Source organism: Lachnospira eligens (assembly GCF_009680455.1).
GTDB lineage: Bacteria > Bacillota > Clostridia > Lachnospirales > Lachnospiraceae > Lachnospira > Lachnospira eligens_A.
This window is the reverse complement of sequence record NZ_WKRD01000006.1, coordinates 68598-93130: the sequence shown is the minus strand read 5'-3', so window position 1 is coordinate 93130 and position 24533 is coordinate 68598. Positions and strand designations below refer to the sequence as shown.

At 40.0% G+C, this 24533-nt stretch carries 27 protein-coding genes and 4 pseudogenes; 4 read left to right on the top strand and 27 right to left on the bottom strand.

Features of this window, described 5'->3' with window-relative positions:
• Positions 1-93 precede the first annotated feature (93 nt).
• The 8 genes and pseudogenes from GKE48_RS08990 to GKE48_RS08955 all read right to left on the bottom strand — a co-directional run bounded on the left by GKE48_RS08990 (position 94) and on the right by GKE48_RS08955 (position 4810).
• Entirely contained in the window at positions 94-1350 is a 1257-nt protein-coding gene (locus tag GKE48_RS08990) for an HD-GYP domain-containing protein (protein ID WP_173016910.1), read from the bottom strand.
• Complete coding sequence (locus GKE48_RS08985; protein ID WP_154300893.1) at positions 1351-1506, bottom strand: rubredoxin; 156 nt, start codon at positions 1504-1506, stop codon at positions 1351-1353. It abuts the gene before it with no gap.
• A gap of 90 nt (positions 1507-1596) precedes the next feature.
• A pseudogene (locus GKE48_RS08980) lies at positions 1597-1833 on the bottom strand (desulfoferrodoxin family protein); the annotation flags it as partial.
• A 6-nt stretch (positions 1834-1839) separates the two neighbouring features.
• Positions 1840-2790, bottom strand: a complete 951-nt coding sequence (locus GKE48_RS08975; protein ID WP_055215912.1) for an L-lactate dehydrogenase — start codon at positions 2788-2790, stop codon at positions 1840-1842.
• A gap of 66 nt (positions 2791-2856) precedes the next feature.
• Complete coding sequence (locus GKE48_RS08970) at positions 2857-3264, bottom strand: Fur family transcriptional regulator (RefSeq protein WP_154300892.1); 408 nt, start codon at positions 3262-3264, stop codon at positions 2857-2859.
• 128 nt (positions 3265-3392) lie between these two features.
• Complete coding sequence (gene yaaA / locus GKE48_RS08965) at positions 3393-4142, bottom strand: peroxide stress protein YaaA (RefSeq protein WP_154300891.1); 750 nt, start codon at positions 4140-4142, stop codon at positions 3393-3395.
• Positions 4142-4597, bottom strand: a complete 456-nt coding sequence (gene bcp, locus GKE48_RS08960; RefSeq protein WP_055215909.1) for a thioredoxin-dependent thiol peroxidase — start codon at positions 4595-4597, stop codon at positions 4142-4144. Before bcp ends, yaaA begins: the two co-directional genes overlap by 1 nt.
• Before the next feature lie 3 nt (positions 4598-4600).
• Positions 4601-4810: a DUF6219 family protein gene (locus GKE48_RS08955; protein ID WP_118009621.1), complete on the bottom strand. Its 210-nt coding sequence runs from the start codon at positions 4808-4810 to the stop codon at positions 4601-4603.
• A gap of 266 nt (positions 4811-5076) precedes the next feature.
• On the opposite strand from GKE48_RS08955, the gene GKE48_RS08950 reads away from it, so the two are divergent.
• Both GKE48_RS08950 and GKE48_RS08945 read left to right on the top strand, forming a co-directional pair.
• Positions 5077-5526 carry a S24 family peptidase gene (locus tag GKE48_RS08950; protein WP_242854919.1) on the top strand — a complete coding sequence of 150 codons (450 nt, stop codon included), beginning with the start codon at positions 5077-5079 and terminating at the stop codon, positions 5524-5526.
• Positions 5527-5565: 39 nt separating this feature from the next.
• Positions 5566-5811, top strand: coding sequence for a helix-turn-helix transcriptional regulator (locus tag GKE48_RS08945; protein ID WP_055286845.1), 246 nt, complete (start codon positions 5566-5568; stop codon positions 5809-5811).
• A 42-nt stretch (positions 5812-5853) separates the two neighbouring features.
• Here the strand turns inward: GKE48_RS08945 and GKE48_RS08940 are convergent, their stop codons facing one another.
• From GKE48_RS08940 to GKE48_RS14835, 6 genes and pseudogenes are all read right to left on the bottom strand, one after another.
• The gene (locus tag GKE48_RS08940; RefSeq protein ID WP_154300890.1) at positions 5854-7230 is read right to left on the bottom strand and encodes a sensor histidine kinase; all 1377 of its coding nucleotides are present in this window, start codon (positions 7228-7230) and stop codon (positions 5854-5856) included.
• Complete coding sequence (locus GKE48_RS08935) at positions 7218-7880, bottom strand: response regulator transcription factor (protein ID WP_006858444.1); 663 nt, start codon at positions 7878-7880, stop codon at positions 7218-7220. Before GKE48_RS08935 ends, GKE48_RS08940 begins: the two co-directional genes overlap by 13 nt.
• Positions 7881-7894: 14 nt before the next feature.
• Positions 7895-8635: a lantibiotic immunity ABC transporter MutG family permease subunit gene (locus tag GKE48_RS08930; protein WP_021737750.1), complete on the bottom strand. Its 741-nt coding sequence runs from the start codon at positions 8633-8635 to the stop codon at positions 7895-7897.
• 1 nt (position 8636) lies between these two features.
• Complete coding sequence (locus tag GKE48_RS08925) at positions 8637-9368, bottom strand: lantibiotic immunity ABC transporter MutE/EpiE family permease subunit (RefSeq protein ID WP_004853398.1); 732 nt, start codon at positions 9366-9368, stop codon at positions 8637-8639.
• Complete coding sequence (locus GKE48_RS08920) at positions 9361-10074, bottom strand: lantibiotic protection ABC transporter ATP-binding protein (RefSeq protein ID WP_005609481.1); 714 nt, start codon at positions 10072-10074, stop codon at positions 9361-9363. Before GKE48_RS08920 ends, GKE48_RS08925 begins: the two co-directional genes overlap by 8 nt.
• A 116-nt stretch (positions 10075-10190) precedes the next feature.
• Positions 10191-10280: pseudogene (locus GKE48_RS14835) on the bottom strand (DUF6462 family protein); the annotation flags it as partial.
• 4 nt (positions 10281-10284) lie between these two features.
• On the opposite strand from GKE48_RS14835, the pseudogene GKE48_RS14830 reads away from it, so the two are divergent.
• A pseudogene (locus tag GKE48_RS14830) lies at positions 10285-10446 on the top strand (S24 family peptidase); the annotation flags it as partial.
• Positions 10447-10529: 83 nt separating this feature from the next.
• Positions 10530-10730 (top strand): helix-turn-helix transcriptional regulator, encoded by a 201-nt coding sequence (locus GKE48_RS08905; protein ID WP_055286837.1) that lies wholly within the window; start codon positions 10530-10532, stop codon positions 10728-10730.
• Positions 10731-10883: 153 nt separating this feature from the next.
• Here the strand turns inward: GKE48_RS08905 and GKE48_RS14565 are convergent, their stop codons facing one another.
• The 13 genes and pseudogenes from GKE48_RS14565 to GKE48_RS08845 all read right to left on the bottom strand — a co-directional run bounded on the left by GKE48_RS14565 (position 10884) and on the right by GKE48_RS08845 (position 24370).
• Positions 10884-11024: a hypothetical protein gene (locus tag GKE48_RS14565; RefSeq protein ID WP_156327317.1), complete on the bottom strand. Its 141-nt coding sequence runs from the start codon at positions 11022-11024 to the stop codon at positions 10884-10886.
• A gap of 35 nt (positions 11025-11059) precedes the next feature.
• A complete protein-coding gene (locus GKE48_RS08900) occupies positions 11060-15088 on the bottom strand; it encodes a M64 family metallopeptidase (RefSeq protein ID WP_055286834.1) in 4029 nt (1342 codons plus the stop codon).
• Positions 15089-15402: 314 nt separating this feature from the next.
• Positions 15403-15618 (bottom strand): annotated as a pseudogene (locus tag GKE48_RS08895) (DUF5688 family protein); the annotation flags it as partial.
• A gap of 14 nt (positions 15619-15632) precedes the next feature.
• On the bottom strand, positions 15633-15980 hold the full coding sequence (locus tag GKE48_RS08890) for a helix-turn-helix domain-containing protein (RefSeq protein ID WP_055286832.1): 348 nt from the start codon (positions 15978-15980) through the stop codon (positions 15633-15635).
• Positions 15981-16050: 70 nt separating this feature from the next.
• Positions 16051-16611 carry a SpaA isopeptide-forming pilin-related protein gene (locus GKE48_RS08885; RefSeq protein ID WP_243080959.1) on the bottom strand — a complete coding sequence of 187 codons (561 nt, stop codon included), beginning with the start codon at positions 16609-16611 and terminating at the stop codon, positions 16051-16053.
• A 243-nt stretch (positions 16612-16854) separates the two neighbouring features.
• Positions 16855-18459, bottom strand: a complete 1605-nt coding sequence (gene lysS, locus GKE48_RS08880; RefSeq protein WP_118265593.1) for a lysine--tRNA ligase — start codon at positions 18457-18459, stop codon at positions 16855-16857.
• 44 nt (positions 18460-18503) lie between these two features.
• Entirely contained in the window at positions 18504-18980 is a 477-nt protein-coding gene (gene greA, locus GKE48_RS08875; protein WP_022097996.1) for a transcription elongation factor GreA, read from the bottom strand.
• Positions 18981-19088: 108 nt separating this feature from the next.
• Entirely contained in the window at positions 19089-20054 is a 966-nt protein-coding gene (dusB, locus tag GKE48_RS08870; RefSeq protein WP_055215897.1) for a tRNA dihydrouridine synthase DusB, read from the bottom strand.
• A gap of 2 nt (positions 20055-20056) precedes the next feature.
• Complete coding sequence (locus tag GKE48_RS08865; protein ID WP_012739898.1) at positions 20057-20389, bottom strand: DUF6145 family protein; 333 nt, start codon at positions 20387-20389, stop codon at positions 20057-20059.
• Positions 20376-21389, bottom strand: coding sequence for a biotin--[acetyl-CoA-carboxylase] ligase (locus GKE48_RS08860; RefSeq protein WP_154300889.1), 1014 nt, complete (start codon positions 21387-21389; stop codon positions 20376-20378). Before GKE48_RS08860 ends, GKE48_RS08865 begins: the two co-directional genes overlap by 14 nt.
• Entirely contained in the window at positions 21386-21670 is a 285-nt protein-coding gene (locus GKE48_RS08855) for a hypothetical protein (protein WP_012739900.1), read from the bottom strand. The genes GKE48_RS08860 and GKE48_RS08855 overlap by 4 nt, the downstream gene beginning before the upstream one ends.
• Before the next feature lie 43 nt (positions 21671-21713).
• Positions 21714-22709 (bottom strand): ornithine carbamoyltransferase, encoded by a 996-nt coding sequence (gene argF / locus GKE48_RS08850; RefSeq protein WP_154300888.1) that lies wholly within the window; start codon positions 22707-22709, stop codon positions 21714-21716.
• A gap of 659 nt (positions 22710-23368) precedes the next feature.
• Positions 23369-24370 (bottom strand): cell wall hydrolase, encoded by a 1002-nt coding sequence (locus GKE48_RS08845; protein ID WP_022097993.1) that lies wholly within the window; start codon positions 24368-24370, stop codon positions 23369-23371.
• Positions 24371-24533: the final 163 nt, after the last annotated feature.

Genomic DNA, 24533 nt, shown 5'->3' with positions numbered 1-24533 from the left:
TTTCAGTTTATTTGTTTTATGAACCTGTTCAATACTATTCATAATAGGCAAATGCATTTCTCATGAATTTTCTATACTTTCTCGTTTTTAATGTTAGATTCCACCAAAACATTCCCTAATTTTCTTGGAAATATCAGAATCAACAAAACCTTTCTGCGCCATGTCATCAAGCATCTCACACGTTTTTTCGTGCGATAAACCTTTCTTATATGGTCTGTCCTCGGTTAATGCCTGATAAATATCAATACATGCCATTATACGTTCCGGCTCATTTAATTCAGCTGCGGTTTTTCCAAAAGGATACCCTTTTCCATTTAATTTTTCATGATGGAAAGCTGCCCAGTCTCGTATTTCTTCAAAATCATTAACCTCTGATAATATAAGGTATGTATAGCCAGCATGATTCTTCATTTTTGAAAATTCATCATCCGTAAGCTTATCCGGTTTTTCCAAAATTTCATTGCCTACTGCCATCTTCCCAATATCATGCAGTGCACCAGCCAGATACATTTTTTGCACATTAATAGAATCATATCCGATATATTGAGCAAAAAAAGCTGCTTTTTCAGCCACTCCTATAGAATGTCTGCTTGTAAAAGAAGATTTATAATCTACAATCTTTGCAAAAAAATCTGCGACATTTTTACACGTTTTCCAATCAAAAACCTGTTTTTGTCTTGGGATAATCTCCCATAACTTCGTTTCAAAAGAACCATCATTTAAACACATAAAAGATTCGGAATGTGTGAATGCATGAAGAAAAGCATTCACACATTCTGAATCAAATAATCCGTCCTTATTTTTTAAAAGAAATTGACATATAAAATTCCAACTGTTATTACCAGATTCCATGTTATTTCCTATAATATCAATGGTATCTGCAAGATGAATAATCCTTGCAAACAATGGAATTTCATTCCACTTTTTTTGAAAAGGACCAGTTCCATCGGCATGTTCATGATGATACAAAATCACATTTGACACATCTGTTTTAAATGGAATTTTAGTAATATTTTTTTCACCATAAATACAATGAAGATTTGTTTTTTTCTCGGATAAATCTTTTTTACAATTAATGACGGAATCCTTTTTCAGTTCTTCCGAAATATATTGTGTCAAAGCATTATCATGCAGTAAAGCACACATGGCTAAATCTTGTAATTCATCACCTTCAATTTTCCAATATTCAGCCATGCATATACTTATATAAGCCACTCTTTTTCCATGTTTGTTTTTGATATTTACCAACTCTGCTTCTATACAGTCCAAAGCATAAGAACAGGCTCCTGCAAGTCCGATGATATCTATACTTAGTTCTTCTTTCATTGTTATAATCCTATCATAATACATTTATGCTTCTGAGAACTGCTCTTTTCCAACAGAGCATAACGGACATTCAAAATCTTCTGGAATATCCTCCCACTTTGTACCAGGTGCAATACCACCTTCTGGATAGCCCTTCTCCTCATCGTATTCCCATCCGCAAACATCACATACGTATTTCATTCGTTGTTCCTCCTTGTAAATATATTAATACACAGCCTATATTACTGTTATATTTGTGTTGTTCTGTAATCTTAATATGTATAAATGCTTTTAGCATTTCCATAATCCATGCAGGTTACAATATGCATATACTTCTTCTACCTGTTCACCATCGCAAAGACAAAAATCTGCTACCGGCTCCTGCACTGGATTTAACTGTTTTCTGTATATTCCCTGGTTTGTATTTAATGTAATCCACTCAATGAAATGCTCTTCAAGCATTGGATGTTTTGTCTCTCCAACCACAACATAAACATGACTGCCTTCCACTGTATATACTTCCATGTGTAAAATTTATAATTCAATTGTCTCCATAATCTTTTTCAATGAATCTGCAGATTCCTTAAGCTTTAACGCTTCCTCGCCACTTAAATTAATAGGTATATCAGACTCAATACCATCTGCACCTACAATAGCTGGCATACTTAACGATACTCCGTCAATATCATATACTCCATGAATCATGTGTGATACAGGAAGTATTGATTTTTCATCTCTCATAATCACTTCGCAGATTCTTTTTACAGACATTGCAATTCCATAATATGTAGCGTGCTTTTTGTTTATAATCTCATAAGCACTGTTCTTGACTGCTGTAGCTATTTCTGCCGTGTTTTCCTTGTGCTTGTAATGTCCACGCATTTCACACATTTCACTTAATGGAACACCAGATACATTGGCTGATGACCATACTACTACTTCGCTGTCTCCATGCTCACCTACTATAAATGCATGAACACTCCTGCTGTCCACAGATAAATGCTCTCCAAGCTTATATCTTAATCTTGCACTATCTAACACAGTACCCGATCCAATAACCCTGTTTTCTGGAAGTCCTGATAACTTTATGGCTACCTGAGTCAGGATATCTACCGGATTCGCAACTACAAGCATGATACCCGCAAAATTTCTCTTTGCTATTTCAGGAATGATTGACTTAAATATTGCTACATTTTTATTTACGAGATCAAGCCTTGTCTCTCCCGGTTTCTGTCCCGCTCCGGCAGATATGACAACAATTGCAGCATCAGCCACATCATCATAATCTCCGGCATATATTTTCATCGGACTCGCAAATGGAATACCATGACTGATATCCATCGCTTCTCCTTCTGCCTTGTTCTTATCTGCATCGATAAGGACAATCTCTGTAAACAAGCCACTCTGCATCAGAGCAAATACCGATGCAGAACCAACAAAGCCACAGCCTATCATTACTGCTTTTTTTGAATTAATAACTTTCATCTTCGTAATAATCTCATCTCCTTAATCAATATAAACAGTCCCTAACTCAACTTATACATTGCTTTCCTATCCATGCTGTTCCTCCTTTACCTTCTCCCTGCATTTCGAGCAAATGCCTTTAAATGAAATATCATAATCCACAAATTCAATTCCATGAGTGTTATGAATTCTTTCCAGCAAATCCGGTATTTGATCCATATCCACATCAAAAACTTCACCGCACTTTATACATCTTACATGGTAATGATTTTTCAATGTAAAATCAAATCGGTTCGGTCCATCCGGAACTTCAACCTTTCTTAATGCACCTTCCTCTACCAATATATCAAGATTTCTATATACAGTTCCTTTTCCAATTGTTGGATATGCTTCTTTTATAAATTCATACACTTCATTTGCCGTAACGTGTCTTCTCATTTCGTATACGGTATTTCTTACAAGATCTTTTTGAATGGTATTTCTCCTACTTGTCATTAGTCCTCCTTATTAGGATTAATTCTTAATAAGGATTATATACCACTATCATCCTGTTGTCAATAAAAAATAGTAATAATTCTCATTATTATAAAAGATGCCAAACTGAGCATCTTTTACCTGAATAACTATTTTATTTTACGTTCAAATACATATTCTGAATCTGAAGATAAATCAGATCTAAACGAATATCCGAGTCTGTCAAATTTCTGAATCTCCGCAGGATTTTCAATATTATTTTCCGCTATGAATCTGACCATTTCACCACGAGCCATCTTGGCATAGGTACCTTTTGTTACCAATTTATCTCCGGATAACTCACAAAATACAATCGTAATATATCTGTCCTGTGGTGTCAGATACTTTTCTATACATTTTGAGTATTCTTTTGATGCAAGATTAATGATAATCCTACTGTCATCGATTACTGAGCGGTATAACAATTCTCCCCAATACTCATACAGATTTTTTGCATCTCCAATTCCAACCTTTGCCTGCATTTCAAGACGATAAGGAGTCACACCATCCATTGGTTTTAAAATGCCATAAAACGCAGACAAGATTCTTAAATGATTTTGCAAATACTCAAACTGCTGGATTTCAAACACAGATGGTGCCATATATTGAAATGCAATCCCTTCATATGCTAAAACAGCCGGAGTAAGCCTGTTATAAAGATTCATATTTTCCAATCTGTTAAAGTTCTGCTCTGCAATCTTGTCATTACATTTCCAGATAGCTTTCAGTTCTTCTTTTGATTTGCTTTTCATCCAGTTTAATACTTCTGCTGTCTTATCAATATAGACAGGCAATTCAAGCGGTGCTAAGTTATCGGTATCTACAATCATCTTTTTTGCAGGTGATAAAATAATCTTCATTATGCCAATTCCTTAAGCATATTTTCAGGATCATCTGCCGCCTTGACTTTATCATTTGCCTTTATAATGATTCCCTGCTCATCAATAAGATATGTAGTTCTTACTACACCCATAGATATTTTTCCATAATTTTTCTTTTCTTTCCAGACATCATATGCTTCAATAACTTTACGCTCCGGATCTGCTAATAGTGTAAATGCCAGTCCGTATTTTTCTTCAAATCTCTTGTGAGACGCTACAGAGTCCTTGCTTACTCCGAGAATAACAGCTCCCTTCTCAGTAAACTGTGGATAACGCTCAGAAAAGCCACATGCCTGCTTCGTACATCCTGGCGTATTATCCTTTGGATAAAAATATAAAATTATTTTTTTACCTAAATAATCACTTAATTTATGCACTTCTCCGTTCTGATCCGGCAATTCAAAATCCGGTGCTTTTATTCCTAACTCTAACATTTACTATTCCTCCGCTTTTGTATTTTCCACCTGTTTTCTTGTACTTTTATTACCTGAAATCATTTTATGACCAGAATAGACTGCCATAATCATGCATATCAGAGAGCCAAATGCAAAGTATTTGTGTGCTGCTTTTAACCCTTTATATCCTGTATAAAAAGTTCCAACCATTGTAACTATTGCTCCGATTGACCAATATTTATGTGCTTTCATGATACACCTCCATATTTTATTATCAACATCATAATACATCAATTTATTATTTTTCAACACCAGCATTTTTCATAGTTTTCTTTTATTTAACAAATCACATAAGATTATCTCTCCATCTATACCATTCATCCTTCGTCATATCATCACCACAAATCGTATGGTTTCATGGTTTCTAAATTTCGATATTCATGTTTCTCATAATATCCTATCAGCTTACCCTCATCTCTGAGTGCCACCATGTAAACATCTTTATTCTGTTTCTCATTATGAAAAGTATAAACGATGAAGCATATTTTGGAGTAAATCCTGCTGATCCTTTTTCATCACTTACTGATGAAGGCAGGGAAAAAGCTATGGATTATATTAATCTGCTCCACGCATCCGGAATGTATGAAAAGCAGACTGCTAAGATAATTCCATTTCGAAGCATTGATATTTTTGAAAATGCTGTATCAGCCGGAACCGGTAACTTCCTTGTAGACAGACCGAAAGAGACTGTATGTATAGATGAATCTATCTTACCGGAAGATACTACTTTCGGTGTCCGTATTAGTGGTGACAGTATGGAACCTGAATTCCACGATGGTCAGATTGCATGGGTATTACAGCAGGAATCTGTTGCTAATGGAGAAATCGGCATCTTCGCTCTAAACGGAGAAGCCTATATTAAAAAATTGCAAGTCCTTTTTATCGGACACATCATTTTGCATAATTGACAATAAGAAAATTCTATAGAACTGAAAGAAGGGATTTTTATGGCGGTTACCAATAATATCAGAGAAATCCGGGAGCAGCGTGGCATTTACCAAGATGACCTTGCCGCTGCTATCGGATTCAGCACCAAAACTGTCGGCAGGATAGAACGTGGGGACAGCACCCCATCTGCCGAGTTTATGCTACGGATTTCTAAATACTTTAATTTATTGGTAGAAGATGTCTTCCATGAGATTACAGCAAATGTAGTAGTAACGTCTATCAAAAAGCTTTTACATATTAGATAAATGCATGTAAAATTTCTTTTACATAGCTTAATTGCGGTCTATTTAGCTTGTTTCCTGTCTACTCAGGAAAAATATTTCTACCCTCGCCCCACCTGTATTTTCAGAACTTGAAAGTTTAATCCCTCCGCCATATTTTTCAGCCACAGTTTTTGCGAAAAAAAGCCCAATCCCATAATGGGCTTCGCCATTTCTACTTGTGTCATCCATAAAAAACTGCTCTGTGCCATGCAATAATGCTTCTTTTGTAAATCCTGATCCGCTATCCTCCACAATGAATGTCAGCCGGTCATCCTGCTCCTTTGCGTCAATATAAATGATTCCATTTTCTTTTGTATGCTCCACTGCATTCTGAATCACATTCATTACGGCCCGGAACATTGGATCATAAGCAATCGTTACCTTTTTATCACTTTGTCCCGCCTTCCAATCTATTTTCTGGTGATAGATTTCTACCAGTCCGAGTGCCTGTTCCTTTATATCTGCGAAAAAATCTTCTAACCTCACCGTTGTATAGGTAACATCACTGCAATTCCATGATTTTGTGACATCTATCAACTGTTTTACATAACTTTGTATCTGTGTTGTGCCATTCAAAACATAAGTGATATTTTTCTTCTGTTCTGTGGTCAGTTCAGTCTCTGAAAGTAGTTCTGCATTTCCCCGTACAATCGTAAGAGGTGTTTTAATATCATGCGCCAAAGCAGACATCTGCTGTTTCTTTTGCTGCTCTGTTTTCCACTGCTTTTCTAAAGATTCTCGCAATGCATCTCGCATATCATCAATTGCCGATAAACAGTCATCAAACTCTTTGATACCGGAACAGGATGTCTCATATTCCAGATTTTGATCCTTTATTTGTCCGATTGCGTCTAATACAGGCTGCATCTGCTTTTTGATTCTTTTTCCAAAACGTATGGACGGAATGATGATAATCGCTACCGCTCCAATCACAGACATAATAATCATCACATTCTGTGGTCCTATAAAATGCTCCCTCAAAAAAGCTGAATGATATTGAGGTTTCAGGCGATATTGCAATACAACATATTCATTTTCCCTTACAATTACTTTATAAAAATATTTCCCGGATGCGTTTCCGTACTTTGCAACATTCCATGCTATCTGTTCGTATTGTTCTGACAGATCTCCACCTATTTTCTCTCCATTCTCTGAAAAGATTACATAATCACAAAGTGCGGGAATCATCTCAGCAGTCACTTTATCTGCACGTAGAATCGTATCATATGCTTCATTAATCTTTTGCTCTGCATAATTTGCCGGATAAATACAGCCCACACTAATCAAAAGGTACAGCAGCAGATAAGCAACAATCACCAAACCAACTAATGATCCAAGCATGACCAGTACATATCTCATAAAAATCCTGCTGAGTGCATTGCTTCTCTTTACTCTTCCCATTTATATCCAATCCCCCAGACTGTTTTTATCGGTGTATAATCATAATCCGCAAATTTTGCTCTTATATTTTTGATATGCGTGATTATAGTACTGTCATTACTCTCATTGTCAAAGCCAAAGACCGCTTCCAATATCTGTTCCTTCGAGAAAACCTGTCCTCTGTTTTTAGCCAGAAATTCACAGATTTCGTACTCCGCTTTCGTAAGAGGAAGTTCCTTATCATCAACCAATAGTTTCTTTTGAGATATTTGAATACAGACCCTCCCCAAAACCATCCGGACAGAATGTTCCCTGTGCTCTCTTCTAAGATGTGCATTGATCCTTGCCCGAAGTTCCATCACTCCAAATGGCTTTGAAATATAATCATCTGCTCCTAAAGAAAGTCCGTTTACCAGACTGTTTTCCTCCGTTTTTGCCGTAAGAAACAAAATCGGACAATCCACAAGTGCCCTGATTCTTTTGCATAATTCGAAGCCATCAATTCCAGGCATCATAATGTCCAGTAAAATCAGGTCATAACGATGTAATTCTTCCATATTAATTTTTAGTGGATTACTTACTTTGGTAACCAGATGTCCATCCTTATTCAAAATGCTTTCTATCATTTCCAAAATTGCCGGTTCATCATCAACTGCCAGTATTTTTGCCATAGTTTCCCTCGATTCTATTCCGATATTCTGTTTCCTTCCCAGTGGTTTACCCACCAAAAATAGTATACCATACTAATCCCTGTAAATATTAAGCAACCTGGTATGAATGACAACCATTCACCTACACTAGTTTCTCCCAATACAGATTGCAGATAAGTATATGGTACTCTACCCGTCCAGCAGACAAATACATATTTCCACACATAATCTCCAAGTCCGGTAAGCATCAATGCACTAATTAGTCCTGATATAATCCCTGCTCCAATGGATACCCCTTTTCCAAACTGAAAAGCCAGAATCAGCTGCCACAGATAAAGTGGAACACTGCTTCCCCACAGCAGCAATGCTGCAAATATACATCCTTTCATGATTTCGATATCGCTTGATGCGATTCTTCCAAATCCAATTCCGAATATGATTGCTGTCAATAGGATAGAGCACAGACACAAAACCAGTAGCATCAACAGTTTCGATAAAAATGCTGTAAGTTTATCCGGTAAAGACAACAGGTTTTGAAAATTACCTGCATTTTGTTCTTGTTCCATCACACTTGCTGTAAAAATTCCAATAAGTACCGGAAGTCCTGCTCCTATTGCCTGATAAAATGCAATCACTTTCATATTTTCATTCCATGGTGAAAAAAAGTAATATATTAAAAATATAACGCTGGTTATAATCGGAATCAGTAAGTGTGCCAGAATCACAGATGTTCCTTTCATCTTTCGCAAGTCTGCATTAAGAGATCTTCCAATCATCTTATTTCACCTCTCTTCTCTCAAACCATTTCAAAAACAGAACCGTTACAAAAACAAACCAGATGATTGAGAGACACATTCCCGGAACAATGACTCCCGTATCCAAAAGAGGATTCCCTGCTTCTGCGGCAAGTCCATTTGGTAAAACATGAAGCAACGGGCACATCATTCGCATAGGGATTGCAGAAACAAGTACATACCAGATTCTGGTTTGTGATATTACCACACCGCTGACGGTAATAAATAGGCAGACGAACAGGTTTACAATCATTCCAAATCGTTCACTTAAAAATAAAGCTACAGGAATCTCCCATAACTCAGAAACCGTCAGAAACAATACTGCAATCAACGCTCCTCCAACTGGAACATGTGTCGTTAGAAGAAAGCCTCCAAGCGTTGCTCCTGCAAACACAATCACATTAGAAAACAAAATCATGTACCCAATATAAATAATTTTCCCCAGCAACAATTTTCTTCTGTCTGTGGGAATAGTCATTAAATGATAGTATTTTATCTTTTTCTCCTGCGCCACAGAAAGATAACAAAATAGAGCAATCATCCCCGGCAGCAAAAGTGTATACCACCAGTTCCAAACACTTTCTGCATAAGCATTTGTCATCCCAAGAGTAAATATAAATGCCATGACAAATGTAAGAAGAGGAAATCCCCAGATAAACTTTTTTCGCATGGTTCTTTTGGCTTTTTGATGTTCTGCTTTTATAATATTAACCATGGATTTCACCTGCTTTCTGGTTTTTTCTTACCACATTCATAAACAAATCTTCAAGATTATCTCCCTGCTTTAATGCTCCTTCGTATCCTAAGATTCCACCTGAAATAATCCCGACTTTATCTGCAAGTAACTGTACCTCTGAGAGAATATGACTGGAGAGAATTACAGTGATTCCCTGTTCCGGAAAAGACCGGATCAGCTCTCGTAATTCCTCGATGCCTATTGGATCTAATCCATTCGTAGGTTCATCCAATATCAAAAGTTCCGGTTCTCCAAGCAATGCCATTGCAATGCCTAGTCTTTGCTTCATCCCCAAAGAAAACTGTCCTGCTTTCTTCTTTCCGGTGTTTGTAAGTGATACAATCTGCAAGACCTCATCAATTCTGTTTTCATCTGTACCAAGCAATAATTGTCTTACCTTCAAATTCTCTCTGGCGGAAAGATTTTCATAAATAGGCGGATTTTCAATTAACGCTCCTATTTTTGATAAATCTTTCCTATCCAAAAGTTTTCCATCAAAGTAAATCTTTCCTGCAGTTGGTTTCATCATACCGGTCAGCATTTTCAATGTGGTAGATTTACCAGCGCCATTCGGTCCAAGCAGTCCATAAATCTGTCCCTTTTCGATATTAAGTGAAACATTATTTACCGCTTTCTGTTTTCTAAAATATTTACATAGATTTTGTGTCTGTAACATCATTTCCATCTTTACTATCCTTCCTTCTATATTTCATTTCTTACTGAAATATAACCTAACAGGAAAAAATAAAGATTTGATGAAGATTTATTCCTGTATGGAATAAACCATCAATTGAATATCACCTACTTATAAAACTCAGAATCTGTAATATGAAAAGTTTCAAGATACTTATCCAATATTTCTGTATTAACAAGTACAAGCTGACCAATTTTATAAGCCTATATTAAGAAATTACAAAACGATAAAGACGGAATTTTCCTTATCTCACTCAATGAAAAGTATGCACCTATCAAGGTTAGTGAAAACGACCGCTTAGACATATTTGGAAAAGTTCTTGGAAAATCTGATGCTTCTGCTATTACAGGACATTGCCGATAAAATTGCAAGTCCTTTTTATCGGACACATTATTTTGCATAATGACAATAAGAAAATATCTATAGAACTGAAAGAAGGGATTTTTATGGCGGTTACCAATAATATCAGAGAAATCCGGGAGCAGCGTGGCATTTACCAGAACGACCTTGCCGCTGCTATCGGATACAGCACCAAAACTGTCGGCAGGATAGAGCGTGGGGACAGTACCCCATCTGCCGAATTTATGCTGCAGATATCAAAGTACTTTAATATGCTGGTGGAAGATGTATTCCATGTGGAAGATTGAGTCGGAGCAGCAATTTTTTTGATTCTCCTCGTATGCCTTGTAATTCTTTTTGCGTGTTTCTGCTACTCTCATTCTGACACAGATAGAAGATGCCATATCCAAGAAGCCCCGCCACAGAAAAAACAAATATCACCGCTAATAAAAGTTGCAGAGTCAGGCATTTCCATTTCCATTCCCATACACGCCTTCTGCTTTGATTCCGTCTGTGTCTTTTCTTTCGCCTCTTCCGCAGCGTACACTCCCTGTTGTGTTTTCTTTGAAGAAAAGACGGACATACATGCCCGCCTTCTCCATGGTTATTTTTTCGTTTCATTTTTTAACGATCGTTTCTATGAATTCAAATTTTCTCTGCGTTTCTTTACGGTAATAATCAATCCCGTTCCGGAAAGAATTGATAGTATAAACAGCCATACACTCGGTGTGTTGTCTCCGGTTTTAGGTGCAGTCACATCCTTCTTATCAGTTCCACTCGATGGCTTGTCATCAGAGGAATTGCTATTGTTATTATCATTCTGGTTGTTATTACTGTTATCAGAGATATTTGCTTTGGTGGTAAATGTTGTGCTTGCAGAACCATCCGTCCAAAGGATTTCAACTGTATGGTTTCCTGCCGAAAGTGTATTCAGGTAGGAAGCTTTCAGTGTGATAATGGTAGAGCCTTCCTTTGCAGTGTAGTTGCTCTTGTCTATCAAATTTCCGTCCACCTTAACTCCGGTAAACTTGGAGAAGTCTCCGTTACCCCGGATGGTGATATTACCATCACTGTCATGCGTCCAACTACTGTTTGCTCCATCAATAATCTGATAGGTGTTATTCGGTGTGTCAGGATTATCGGAACCGCCCGCATCCTGTACGGTCAATGTTGCAGAATTACTCTCTACGTTTCCTGCGCTGTTTGAAACAACACACTTATACTTAAATCCGTTGCAGCTTATATTGACTGTGGATGTGGTATAGCTTGTTGCCGTTGCACCGTCAATGTTTACCCATCCTTTCCCATCATTTCTGTCTATCTGCCACTGATAGGTAAGATCTGTACCGCTTGCTGCTATGGTAAAGGACGCAGTCTCACCTACCTTCACTGTCGCATTTCCAGGCTGTGTGGTTATGCTTGGTGCAATCACATCCGGCACATCCGGTGTCTGGCTTTCCTGTTTAAAGGTAACTTCTATGGTGTGATCAGTATTCACATCACTAAAGGTGTAGCTTGTGGTTGCTGTCACTTCCGAACCATCCACCTTTACGTCCGCAATATAATATCCTTCGTTCGCCTTGATTGTATATGTAAGCTGACCTGCGGCAGATACCGTTGTCGTGCCACCGGGAGAGATTGTTCCACCGATACCTGCCGTTGCGGTAATCTTGTAGCTTGCTGTACCGTTCGGAGGCGTTATCGGCGCTGTATCCGCCGTAAAACTCCAACTTCCACGGAATACCACGGTTGTGCCGTTTAGGTTGCCGGCATCCCAGCCCGAAAAAGCCCATGTGCCGTTTTTACCATCCTTTTGTGCCTGAATGCGTGTTGTGGAGGTATATTTCTTATCCACAGCCGCCTTCGCCTGTTGCACACTCGAATAGGAGCTGCTATTTAGCGGCAGCGTTGCGCCTGTCGGGAATACAGAGCCCCAATTGTATTGCACCGTATAATTTTTTGTCACCGGCGGCTCGGGGCGTTCCTCAGACCTTTTATAAATATAACGAATCGTCATACCACTGTTCGGGACAGCATTTTCCATCCCCTCCGCTTTAACAAAAGTGTAGCCGTGCAGTTCCTGCGGCGGCTGCCAATCAACCTTTTTGCCTACCGGAACAGTAAAGGTAGTCGGCATGGTGTTTGGAACATCTGTGCCATCCTCCAGCTGATATTGGATGGTGACATTGACATAGCACTGCTGCTCCGTATCATCATCAGCCAATACCTCGCCTGTCGCATGATCTACAATCTCAAAGCCGATGGTATCGCCGGATTGCAGAATGGCATTCTCCGGAATCGTGTAAACCAGAGAGCAGTTGACAAGGCCGGAATTAAAGTCGCTGCCCTCGTAATCCAACGCACCCTTTGTCCAGAATTTGCTTTTCTCTTTCCAAACAGGGATGTCAAACTCCTGCGTAGTGAAAACCTGCTCCCCATCTGTCGTGACCGCTTTTTCGCCGTTGGAATGTTCCACCCACAGGCGCAGGGTCACAGTCTTCGCTTGGGTATTCGAAAGATTTTGTATAATGGTGCGCAGCTCAACCTGCTGCCCCTTCATGCTGCTATAATCAAAGCTGTTTTTACTGCCGCCGCTTAATAGACGGCTATTCCTGTCATTTTGATAGCTCGCATATGCGGAGGAATTCGCTGCCTCAAAGGCAGAAGGATCTTTTGTGGGATTTCTGTAATCGCCGATATACTTTTTCACCTCAGGAACAGCCACATAAAGCGCAGGGGGATTTGTAATGAGCTGACTCATGACCTTTATGCCCTGTAGCTTGCACACATCGCAAAAATCATTCTGAAAGGTCTCTCGCATCAGACAATCCCTGCTGGAATTATAGGTATAAGGATAGTAGTCAAGATGCGGGCAGGTATAGGTATTACGGAAGCCAAGCAGCTGCTTCCACTTCACTTTCGTGGGATCTTTTGTTGCAGTCATATTCAGTGATGTAGTGTAATTCCACTCATCTACAGGAACAGTGCTATAATTATATTCATCTCCCAGATGGAACAGACCGTGTCCCAGTTCATGCCGCTGGGTAAACGCAGAATATGCGTTTCTCGCTGACGCAACAATATAGTGAATACCATATTGTTTATTATCATGAGAGCCACCGAAATACTCACCGCTATTCGCCAACACAACGAATTGGTTGATATTTTCATACACATAATCATACTGTCTATAATTATGATCCATCGTGTTTTCGTTTGGATGCGTTTCATTAGGAATATGTGCGTCATGAATCTTCTCAATAAACGCAGGGCCTATGATGCGCTCCAAAACATGGTTGCGCCAGTTCCCTTTGTTAGTAGAAATTCCTCCTTTGGCGGTCGCAGCAAAAAATGTGCTGGTACCGCCATAGCCATCCACCGATGCCGTGCAGAGTGCATAGACATTAAAGCGATCCGCCATGCTGCGATATGGCTCTATCTGCAATACCTCCCCCCACAGCTTTTTTACATCCTCGACAAACTGCTTTTGCTGGCTTTTGGTGTAGCCCTCGGCGCAGTACACAATCACCATGTTCTCCTTATCGCTGCGAGGCTTCTGGATTGTATACACCGGTACGGTTACATTTGCATATGCAGGATCCTCAGTGTAGAGGGTACTCATCTCCAGCTGTAGATACTCATCCGTGTTCACATTCCAGTCACCATTCACATCCTCTCGCACAGCGCCGGATATGCCAATGCTGTCATCCGGCGCATCCGGTGCGGAAACAACATAGGGGTCCTGTGCGCTCTGTCCTGTGCCGGATGATACGGTGTAATTTTCCGTATTCAGATAGAAGGCAGGACGAACGCCGTAATATCCCTTATAGGGTGCGTCACGCAAAATATTCCCTTGAGGGGTCACAAATCGCATATCATGGTTACAGGTTGTAATCGGTGTACGCAGCCAATAGTTCCATGCTACACCGCTTCTGTTTTTTGCGATATGGTAGCCGTTCAGGTTATCATTAACCGTTTTGAGCTGCTGAACATCCAGCAGAAAAACTCTATCCCAAATATATTCATAATGGGCACTGTCATACCCATCCGCTACCGTATCAATTGTGGTGTTATAGGGAAGATCAACACCGGCTGCGTCGATATAACCTGCCGTATACTCCGGATGGGAAACGATAGAACGCTGCTTCACCGTTCGAATCGCTCCCAGCTCATCCGAACGAAAGCTGCGAAGGAAGCCCTCCTTTTGGTCATATGCTGCCGTTTTAGGATAGACAGAATCCTCTGTTGGCGGATTTCCGCAAAGCCATTTCACTTTTCCTGCTTCAGCGTTGGAATTGAGCCAAGAACGTATGTTGCTGTCTCTCCAGTGGTTAGAACCAAAATTATCTCTCCAGCTATTGCGCCGGTGCGAGCCTGTTTCGGCATTTTTGTTGGTTTTTGCATCATAGGGCATGTAATCACACAATACTCTATCCGAAAGCATCAATGGCCCATTGCTATCCTTCGCTACACAACGCCACACAATTGGCACTCCCCCATAAGTACCCATCTGAATGTAGTTACCAATTTCGATGGTTGGCTTGTTATCTGCCTCGATGGTTGGCTTGTTATCTGCCGCCCTAACCTGCAAAGGGCATAGCACCAAAATTACCGCAAGCAGCAGAGATACCGTTCGTTTGCCATATTTATGTTTGATAATATTCATAAAGTCCTCCTTTTGTCATTCTCTCCTGAGCGTCATTCACGGTCAGTAGGCTTCTACCCCCCCCATTTTTGACATATGTCAATTTATACAATTGCTGCATCATCGATATTCACCTCATTTCTACTTGAGTTATTGCAAAAAATAGGTCTTTCTGCGATAACCCCTTGTGCCAAATGCTGAAACACCTTCATAAAGATGTAATAGCTTATTTATTTTAGAAAAGTATCCGACAAAAAACTCTACACTTCCGACAAAAAATATATATATTTCTCAAACCATATCATGGCGATGTACATTTGTCAATGATGTGACACCTCAAGATCACCACAGTCCTGATACTTCTTATACATGTCATTGATATAAATCGTAGGCGAAATATTCCTGCCTTCCTCTCGTAAGATGATGCCATCAAGAGTCACATTCACCTTTTCCACGGGTTCTGCCACAAGCTCCATTCCTTTGAACTTCTCAGGCATATAATCCATAAACTTTTCTTTTACTACTTCCTTAAAAATCTCGTAATTCATCACATTACGGTTCCTCCTTAATCTAAATTGTCATACAAAATCCCTTCATCCTCGGGATTTTTGTGTTCTCTGTAACTGTTGTCTTCTTCGATTCCCATATCAAAAGTGGTATGAGATTTTCTTTTCTTTCTGTAATAATTCTTGAGAAACATGCACTTTCTACAGTCCTCACAGAATAATTCTTCCGGCGGAATGCCAAGTGCCTTTGCAATCCTGTTCAACGTTCCCATCCTTGGAACTCTTGAACCATTTTCGTATTGGGCAATTCTTACATCACCTCTATTTTCAAAACCACTTTTCTCGCCCAGTTCCCTGAGTGTCATTTTTTGTCGTTTTCTGTAATATCTGATTCTTTCTCCTACCACTGTTTGTCCTCCAAATCAAAAAAAGCAGGGAACATAAGTCACTGGCTTACATTCCCCGCAAGGTTAATTGTTACTGTTTATTCTTTTTCTTTCTTCCACGAAGTCCTACTCCAACACCTGTAATAAGTGCAAGTGCACCAATTCCAAGATAAAGAAGCGGATTTGCATTGTCGCCTGTCTGTGGAAGCTTAGGCTCTGTCGGTACATTGATAAGCTTAAGAGTTGTTACAACAACATCCGGTGCATTGTCATCGTATCGAAGAGTTACATCGTGAGCTGTCTCATCGAGGATATATCCGTCAGCTGCTTTTGTCTCAACTACTGTATAATGGATATCTTCCTTGAATGATCCATCCTCGTTGTAAGTACAGATAGGAAGCTCCTTGCTCTCTGCATGACCATTCTTGTCAGTAGTGAGTGTGTCAAGCACCTTTCCGTCCTTATCTCTTACTTCAAATACAACACCATCGATCGGCTTTCCGGTTACTTTGTCAGTTTTCTCAATGACAATCTTTCCGACTGCCTGCTCGTCCTTCATGGATACCTTCTGGATTTCTGCTCCTTCGCTATATCTTACAAACTTTGTATTACCATTCTTCTTAAATTCCTGATATGCCTTTGTGTGTTCCATGCTATTCTCCTTTCGGTATTTCAATTGTTCCTATAACGCAAAAAGAGGACATCTTCTAAATTTCTTTAGAAAATGTCCTCTAAGTAATACAATCTTTAATTTTTCAGACTAAGCAATCTATACTAACCTGTACTAATCTTTTTTTGACTATGCCAAAAATTGGTCAAATCTTGGTCAAAACCCCTTGACCAACTATATATTTTAGTACATCCAAGCTCTGAAACCCTTGATTTTCCTGCATTCCTACTTATCAATAGACTTCATTGTCGGGAAGAGCAGCACATCCCTAATCGCAGGTGAATCTGTAAGCAACATAACAAGTCTGTCGATACCATAACCGATACCGCCTGTTGGTGGCATACCTACTGCAAGTGCGTTAAGGAAGTCCTCATCTGTGTGCTGTGCTTCCTCATCACCGTTCTCTGCGTTCTTATCCTGCTGTGCAAAACGCTCTCTCTGGTCGATTGGGTCGTTAAGCTCTGAGTACGCATTACACATTTCCCATGTGTTAATGAAAAGCTCGAAACGCTCAACCTTCTCTGGATCAGATGGCTTCTTCTTAGTAAGTGGAGATATTGCAAGAGGATGATCCATAATGAATGTAGGCTGGATTAAATTCTCCTCGCAGTACTCCTCAAAGAAGAGGTTGATGATGTCGCCCTTAGTGTGACGCTCCTCGAACTCAATTCCTCTCTCCTTAGCAAGAGCCTTAGCTTCTTCGTCAGTCTTAATTGTATCAAAATCAACACCGGCATATTCCTTAATTGCGTCATTCATAGTAAGTCTTCTGAATGGCTTTCCAAGGTCAATCTCAGTGCCGTTGTAAGTAATCTTAGTTGTACCGCATACAGTCTCGGCAAGGTGTCTGAACATGCTCTCTGTAAGTTCCATCATACCTTCGTAATCTGTGTATGCCTGGTAAAGTTCCATAAGTGTGAACTCAGGGTTGTGTCTTGTATCAACACCCTCGTTACGGTATACTCGTCCGATTTCGTAAACTCTCTCAAGACCACCAACGATAAGTCTCTTAAGATAAAGCTCTAATGAAATACGAAGCTTAACGTCCTCGTCAAGTGCGTTGTAATGAGTCTCAAATGGTCTTGCAGCAGCACCACCAGCATTAGATACAAGTGTTGGTGTCTCAACTTCCATGAAGTCTCTGCCATCAAGGAACTTTCTGATTTCCTTGATAATCTTTGATCTCTTTACAAATGTTTCCTTAACATCAGGATTCATTATTAAATCAACATATCTCTGACGGTATCTCATATCAGTATCTGTGATTCCGTGGAACTTTTCTGGAAGTACCTGTAAGCTCTTAGAAAGAAGAGTAATCTCCTCAGCATGAACTGATATCTCTCCTGTCTTAGTTCTGAAGATAAATCCCTTGATACCGAAGATATCACCGATATCAGACTTCTTGAAGTCTGCATATGCTTCTTCGCCAATTGCATCTCTTGAAATATATGCCTGCATTCTGCCCTTAAGATCAGCAATGTTACAGAAAGATGCCTTTCCCATTACTCTCTTGAACATCATACGTCCAGCAAAGCTTACATTGATTGGAGAAGCATCCATAATAGCTCTTCTCTCATTGTAATCAGCAGTAACTGCTTCTCTTGCCTGCTGCTCATCTAAACCTTCAGTATTAACTGCTGGTCTGTCACCGAGAAGTTCCTTCTCATGTGCTTCATAGATAGTTCTTATTTCGTCTGTGTGATGTGTTACATCATACTTTGTTATCTGAAATGGATCCTTACCTGCGTCCTGAAGGTTCTTTAACTTTTCCATACGAACCTTAATCTGCTCGTTAACGTCAGGCTGCTGTGCAGATTTATTATCTCCCATGAATGAGTATCTCCTTTTCTATACGTTACTGAAATATATCTTTATTAGTCGTTCTTTACAGATACAACTGTATATTCAATCTCTCCAACAGGTGCTTCTACCTTAACAGTATCACCCTTCTTCTTTCCAATAAGAGCTGCACCAAGTGGTGACTCATTAGAAATCTTGTTATTAAGGCTGTCTGCCTCTGATGAACCAACGATTGTATACTCGATATCCTCATCGAATTCTACATCGTGAAGTACAACAACGCTCTCCATCTTAACTACATCTTTATTCTTATCGTTATCCTGAATAACCTCACAGTTAGCAAGAATTGCTTCAAGTTCTGCAATTTCTGTTTCGATATCTCTCTGCTCGTCCTTAGCTGCATCGTACTCAGCGTTCTCTGATAAATCACCCTGCTCTCTTGCTTCCTTTAACTTCTGGGCAACTTCCTTTCTTCTGACAACCTTAAGCTCCTCAAGTCTTGCTACTCTTTCGTCATACCCCTTTTTAGTAAGAAACTGTTTCTCTGCCATGTTCTTATCACCTTTCTATATATATATGCTACACTAATATGCTTCTGCTCTACTAGAGAATAAAACCCCACAAGCGTCACAATATTATAAACTATCAGTTCCTGTCTGTCAATGCAGCCCTTCCAGTATCCTGTCTACAAGCCCATCAAACTGCTCCAGATTAGTAACCTGATTAGCTTCATTTCTTAATGCCGCTGCGTGCTTGATTCCTGCTGTATACCATGCAAAATGTTTCCTCATCTCGCGGATTCCTGTAAACTCGCCTTTTATCTCACACAGTCCTTTGGCATGTCTCTTAATCATCTGGCATATTTCTTCAACAGATGGAGGTGCAATTATTGTACCATTATTCATATATTCAGAAACCTGTCTGAATATCCATGGATTTCCTCTTGCTGCCCTTCCAATCATTATTCCGTCACAGCCTGTCTGCTTCATCATATTAACAGCATCTTCGCCGCTTTTAATATCGCCATTGCCAATAACAGGAATTGATACTGCTTCTTTGACCTGTCTTATTATATCCCAGTCTGCATGTCCTGAATAATACTGCTGCCTTGTTCTTGCATGGACTGCAACGGCAGCCCCACCAGACTCCTCAATAACATGTGCTATCTCAGGCGCATTTATACTATTCTCATCAAATCCTGCCCTTATCTTGATTGTAAGCGGCTTATCAAGTGCATCAGCCATCTTCTCGACTATTCTTCCGACAAGCACAGGATCCTTCATAAGTGCCGAACCCTCACCGTTATTGACTACCTTTGGAACAGGACATCCCATATTGACATCAATTATATCGAACTCTCTTTCAGAAAGTCTCTTCGCTATATCAGCCATGATATCAGGGTCTGAACCGAAAAGCTGCAATGCAAGCGGACGCTCCCCCGGCACCGTCTTCATCAGGTCTTCTGTATTCTTATTGTTATACAGCACTGCTTTGGCGCTGACCATCTCTGTACACATAAGCCCACAGCCCTGCTCCTTGCATAAAAGTCGAAATGGCAGGTCTGTTACTCCTGCCATCGGTGCCAATGCAATATTGTTCTTTATCTCAACATTTCCAATTCTCATAATTACTCCATGCCTAAGAAGAATACCTTGAAGAACATCTCAAGTGATTCAAGAAGTTCTCTCTTCTCATACTGATACTTCTTGACAAGCATACCGCATGCTATCTCGTCATACAGTAAATCACCCTCGTCTGCTGATGATTTGAACAAAAGATTGCCCTCCTCATCAAATTCCATATCAAGTATTCCGCCTACTTCCTCTGTGAAAAGAACGCACATAATCTTTAACTCGTTCTTTACATCATCAGGAAGCTTATCGAAATCAGGGTTAAAATAGTATTTCTTCTCATAAGAATTAGATACACATAAAACTACATTTTCATCAAACATATCCATATAATCCTCTCACAGAAACCTCTCCGGTTCTGATAATCTTCTCGCCCTCGTCTGTCTTAATGATAAGCTCGCCCTCATCATTGATTCCAAGTGCTTTTCCAACAATTTCCTTGTCAGCATATATTGCCTTGACGTCGCCGCCCTTATTGACAAGCATTGAATTATAGTCTTCTTTAAGTCCAGCCAGATTCTGTGTCTTAACAAATGTATCATAGTACTTTGCAAAGCTCTCTGAAAATGCGGCTACTATACGGCTTCTTTTCAGATGGTCGCCAGTCTCAAGATACAGTGAAGAAGCTATTGCCTTGATTGAATCATCAAATTCTGTCGTATTAACATTAATTCCCATGCCGATAACCACATAATGTATGTAATCCATCTCAGCACTCATCTCTGTTAATATTCCACATACCTTCTTCTTATTAAGAACTATATCATTAGGCCACTTTATACGGCACTCTGCGTCATGTCCATCCTCTGTAAGAACCTTGTGTATTGCCTCCTGAACAGCCATGGCTGCCACTATTGTAAGCATTGACGCATTGACTGGTGCTATATCCGGTCTTAAAAGAAGTGACATCCATATCCCGCTTCCTGCAGGAGACACCCAATTCCTGCCACGTCTTCCGCGGCCGCCTGTCTGGCTCTCTGTTATATAAAGTGTTCCATCAGTTGCATTATCTCTTTCTGCCGCTCTCTTAGCTTCGTTGTTGGTAGAATCTGTCTCGTCATAATACACTACTTCGCGGATAATCCCGGTTGTACTGCCTGTATCCACACATGTAAGCTGACTCATTATCTCACTTGATGTAAGAATATCAGGATACTGTGTTATATGATATCCCTTATTCTGGACTGCCTCTATAACATAGCCTTCTTCTTTTAACTGGTTTATCACCTTCCAGACAGCCGTTCTTGAAACTCCCAGCATATTGCACAGTGCCTGCCCTGACACATATCCATCTGATTTTCTCAAAACATTTAAAATCTTAGTCTTCATACCATTACCCGCCATGCTATTACTGCCATAAGCAGAAGTCCTAACGTAACAACTGTAAGAATAACACCTGACACCGTTCTGTCACTCATGAAATTCTTAGCTGCTGTAAGTCCGTTAACTAATGCTCCAAGCATGAATTCCACAGCAAATAATATTCCGCTTCCACTGCGCAGGAAAAGTATAATTATGAATACCACTCCTATTGCAAATGTGAGTGCTATATTGGCATAGTCTATGAGCATCTTGCTCTTTCTGTACGCGCCACTCGTTGTATAATACATAACGCCTCCATACCTTACGAATTAACCGTTGCGAATTACATTTTTACTTATAAGCTCCAAGTGTAGCTGCCATTACAGCCTTGATTGTATGCATTCTGTTCTCTGCCTCGTCGAATACAACTGACTGCTCTGACTCAAATACTTCATCAGTAACTTCCATCTCGTCAAGACCGAATTTGTCATGAATCTCTTTACCAATCTTAGTCTTAAGGTCATGGAATGCAGGAAGACAGTGCATAAATATTGCGTCCTTAGAAGCATTGTCCATAACTGCCTTGTTAACCTGATATGGAAGAAGTGCCTTGATTCTTTCAGCCCATACTTCATCAGGCTCGCCCATTGATACCCATACATCTGTGTATAATACATCTGCGTCCTTAGTTCCTGCCTTAACATCTTCTGTAAGTGTTACAGAACCACCGCTTATCTTTGCCCATTCCTCACACTGTGCAACAAGTTCCTTGTCTGGGAAATATTCCTTAGCTGTGCAGGCTGTATAATGAAGTCCTAACTTAGCGCAGACAATCATAAGTGAATTACCCATGTTGTATCTTGCATCACCCATGTATACGAACTTAACGCCCTTTAATCTGCCAAGCTTTTCCTTGATTGTAAGCATATCTGCAATCATCTGTGTTGGATGGTATTCGTTAGTAAGTCCGTTCCATACAGGCACGCTTGAATATTTTGCAAGGTCTTCAACTATCTCCTGACCGAATCCTCTGTATTCGATTCCTTCAAACATTGTACAGAGAACTCTTGCTGTATCAGCAATGCTCTCCTTCTTGCCAATCTGTGAACCTGTAGGGTCAAGATATGTGACACCCATACCAAGGTCATGGGCTGCTACCTCAAATGAGCAGCGTGTTCTTGTACTTGTCTTCTCGAATATAAGTGCAACATTCTTTCCGATAAGTGGCTGTTCTACAATACCCTTTTTCTTCTTATCCTTAAGCTCTGCTGCTAAGTCTATCAAATATAAAATCTCCTCAGGTGTGTAATCCTTGAGTGTTAAAAAGTCGCGTCCCTTTAAATCCATAACATCCTCCTGTCTGTATGGCAAATTCACATACATTGAATAATTAATAACTTTGTTCATTCTATCGCAATTATAGTACTTCGTCAAATGCGTTGTTTAATTTGTGTAGTTGCAAAACGGTCGGTTGTGGGAGATAGCAGATAGCTTCCGTTAAACTTCTCTGCATAATAATAGGCACTGGGCGTTCCATGCTTCGTCCCCGACCGTTAACGCTGGCAACGCACATCCTTGTGCGTGCCAGCTCACGCGTCCGTCCATGGACGCGTGTACACTCGTTCCTTCTACATGCCCAGTACCTTTATTATGCGTTCAGTTTAAAGTCAGCTCTCCGCCATCCCCCACAACCTCCCTTCCTCCACACTTCTCCAAATTCAGGTCAGAGTAGCTTTCCTCTCCTACACCTCTCCGGACTGGTTCACCTTCCGTCCGCCAATAAAAAGGTGGTGTGGCTTTTCTGACTGCAAACTATGCACATAATAAAAGCATTGAGCAAAGTCACTACCTAAGTGTACGCGCGTCCACGGACGGACGCGCGAGCTGTCTCGTGCATAGATGCACGTTGACAGCGTAACGAGAACTTAAACAGCCTTCCACGCCCAATGCTTATTATTATGTAGCGTAGTTTGTACGGAAGAAAACCACACCACCTTTTTTATCCCTTAATGGAATATATGATCTCCAATTATTACAAAATCTGAATAGTTGTTAACATCTACAGTATATAATGCCCTGAATGATGTATAACCACCTATATTATTAACGCCTGATAATGCTTCAAGTGCTGCCTGCATGCATTCTGTGTTTCTCGGACCATTTGCAAGTCTTGCTGCAAATCTGTCTGATGGATTACCAGCGCCATCTGATACACCAGAGAACTGTGATCTCTGATAAACAACACCCGAAACTGTACCCGGATAATGTCCGCTTCGCACTCTGTTAAGAATAACATTTGCAACAGCGAGCTTTCCTGCATATGGCTGATATGCAGCCTCCCAGTCTATGATACATGCCATAAGCCATATATCATCATCTGATACGCTCATAGTTGGGTTATATGTTATATCTGTTCCTGATATTGTATTAGCAATTATCTTCTGTCGTCTTGCTTCCTCTGCTGCAGCAGCCGCTCTTTCAGCTTCTGCCTCTGCCTCAAGTCTTGCTTCTTCTGCAAGTCTTTCAGCCTCTTCTTCTGCTTCAATAGCTTCAATCTCTGCTATTGTATATCCTGCAAGAAGATTATCTGTTCCAATCTGTTCTGCTATAGCCTCTGCTTCTTCTCCAAAACATAAGCACTGTGTCTGTACATAACCTTCGCAGTTTCCTGAACTAACTTTAGTCCATTCCTTTCCGACCATATCAACATCCACAAGTGTGTTAGTATATAATCTTCCCACAACCTGCGCTGTCTCTTCGTCAGAAGTGTCATAAACATCAAGATAAGGATCAGTAATTGCTACTGCCTTGTTCTTGTATGTTCCTGTTTCTTCATACCCAGTCACAAGAACCTCTTCTGTATTAGCTGAATAAGATGCAACCTTAATTCCCGTGTCAGTATTCTGTGTTTTCTCATAGGTAGTTGCCACTGCTGGAAGAACCGGTGTCATAAATAACACAATTGCAGCTCCCACATAGCAAGCAGCTTTGCTACTTCTAAGTTTCATATTATACTTCCCTTTCCGGCGGCTTATTTAGCTTCGCCTGTAAATTGTTACAGAAATGTTACAATTTATTACGGAAATATAATAGCAAAGTTACAGTAATTTGTCAAATATGTTAAAACCCGCTCATAGAGCGGGTTTGCGGGTTTGTTTATTAAATTCATTT

Bases quoted from the DNA above. Each gene is read 5' to 3' on its own strand.
- GKE48_RS08990 (WP_173016910.1), bottom strand. From the start codon at position 1,350: ATGTATTATGATAGGATTATAACAATGAAAGAAGAACTAAGTATAGAT.
- GKE48_RS08985 (WP_154300893.1), bottom strand. From the start codon at position 1,506: ATGAAATACGTATGTGATGTTTGCGGATGGGAATACGATGAGGAGAAG.
- GKE48_RS08975 (WP_055215912.1), bottom strand. From the start codon at position 2,790: ATGAAAGTTATTAATTCAAAAAAAGCAGTAATGATAGGCTGTGGCTTT.
- GKE48_RS08970 (WP_154300892.1), bottom strand. From the start codon at position 3,264: ATGACAAGTAGGAGAAATACCATTCAAAAAGATCTTGTAAGAAATACC.
- yaaA (WP_154300891.1), bottom strand. From the start codon at position 4,142: ATGAAGATTATTTTATCACCTGCAAAAAAGATGATTGTAGATACCGAT.
- bcp (WP_055215909.1), bottom strand. From the start codon at position 4,597: ATGTTAGAGTTAGGAATAAAAGCACCGGATTTTGAATTGCCGGATCAG.
- GKE48_RS08955 (WP_118009621.1), bottom strand. From the start codon at position 4,810: ATGAAAGCACATAAATATTGGTCAATCGGAGCAATAGTTACAATGGTT.
- GKE48_RS08950 (WP_242854919.1), top strand. From the start codon at position 5,077: ATGAAAAGTATAAACGATGAAGCATATTTTGGAGTAAATCCTGCTGAT.
- GKE48_RS08945 (WP_055286845.1), top strand. From the start codon at position 5,566: ATGGCGGTTACCAATAATATCAGAGAAATCCGGGAGCAGCGTGGCATT.
- GKE48_RS08940 (WP_154300890.1), bottom strand. From the start codon at position 7,230: ATGGGAAGAGTAAAGAGAAGCAATGCACTCAGCAGGATTTTTATGAGA.
- GKE48_RS08935 (WP_006858444.1), bottom strand. From the start codon at position 7,880: ATGGCAAAAATACTGGCAGTTGATGATGAACCGGCAATTTTGGAAATG.
- GKE48_RS08930 (WP_021737750.1), bottom strand. From the start codon at position 8,635: ATGATTGGAAGATCTCTTAATGCAGACTTGCGAAAGATGAAAGGAACA.
- GKE48_RS08925 (WP_004853398.1), bottom strand. From the start codon at position 9,368: ATGGTTAATATTATAAAAGCAGAACATCAAAAAGCCAAAAGAACCATG.
- GKE48_RS08920 (WP_005609481.1), bottom strand. From the start codon at position 10,074: ATGGAAATGATGTTACAGACACAAAATCTATGTAAATATTTTAGAAAA.
- GKE48_RS08905 (WP_055286837.1), top strand. From the start codon at position 10,530: ATGGCGGTTACCAATAATATCAGAGAAATCCGGGAGCAGCGTGGCATT.
- GKE48_RS14565 (WP_156327317.1), bottom strand. From the start codon at position 11,024: ATGGAGAAGGCGGGCATGTATGTCCGTCTTTTCTTCAAAGAAAACACA.
- GKE48_RS08900 (WP_055286834.1), bottom strand. From the start codon at position 15,088: ATGAATATTATCAAACATAAATATGGCAAACGAACGGTATCTCTGCTG.
- GKE48_RS08885 (WP_243080959.1), bottom strand. From the start codon at position 16,611: ATGGAACACACAAAGGCATATCAGGAATTTAAGAAGAATGGTAATACA.
- lysS (WP_118265593.1), bottom strand. From the start codon at position 18,459: ATGGGAGATAATAAATCTGCACAGCAGCCTGACGTTAACGAGCAGATT.
- greA (WP_022097996.1), bottom strand. From the start codon at position 18,980: ATGGCAGAGAAACAGTTTCTTACTAAAAAGGGGTATGACGAAAGAGTA.
- dusB (WP_055215897.1), bottom strand. From the start codon at position 20,054: ATGAGAATTGGAAATGTTGAGATAAAGAACAATATTGCATTGGCACCG.
- GKE48_RS08865 (WP_012739898.1), bottom strand. From the start codon at position 20,389: ATGGATATGTTTGATGAAAATGTAGTTTTATGTGTATCTAATTCTTAT.
- GKE48_RS08860 (WP_154300889.1), bottom strand. From the start codon at position 21,389: ATGAAGACTAAGATTTTAAATGTTTTGAGAAAATCAGATGGATATGTG.
- GKE48_RS08855 (WP_012739900.1), bottom strand. From the start codon at position 21,670: ATGTATTATACAACGAGTGGCGCGTACAGAAAGAGCAAGATGCTCATA.
- argF (WP_154300888.1), bottom strand. From the start codon at position 22,709: ATGGATTTAAAGGGACGCGACTTTTTAACACTCAAGGATTACACACCT.
- GKE48_RS08845 (WP_022097993.1), bottom strand. From the start codon at position 24,370: ATGAAACTTAGAAGTAGCAAAGCTGCTTGCTATGTGGGAGCTGCAATT.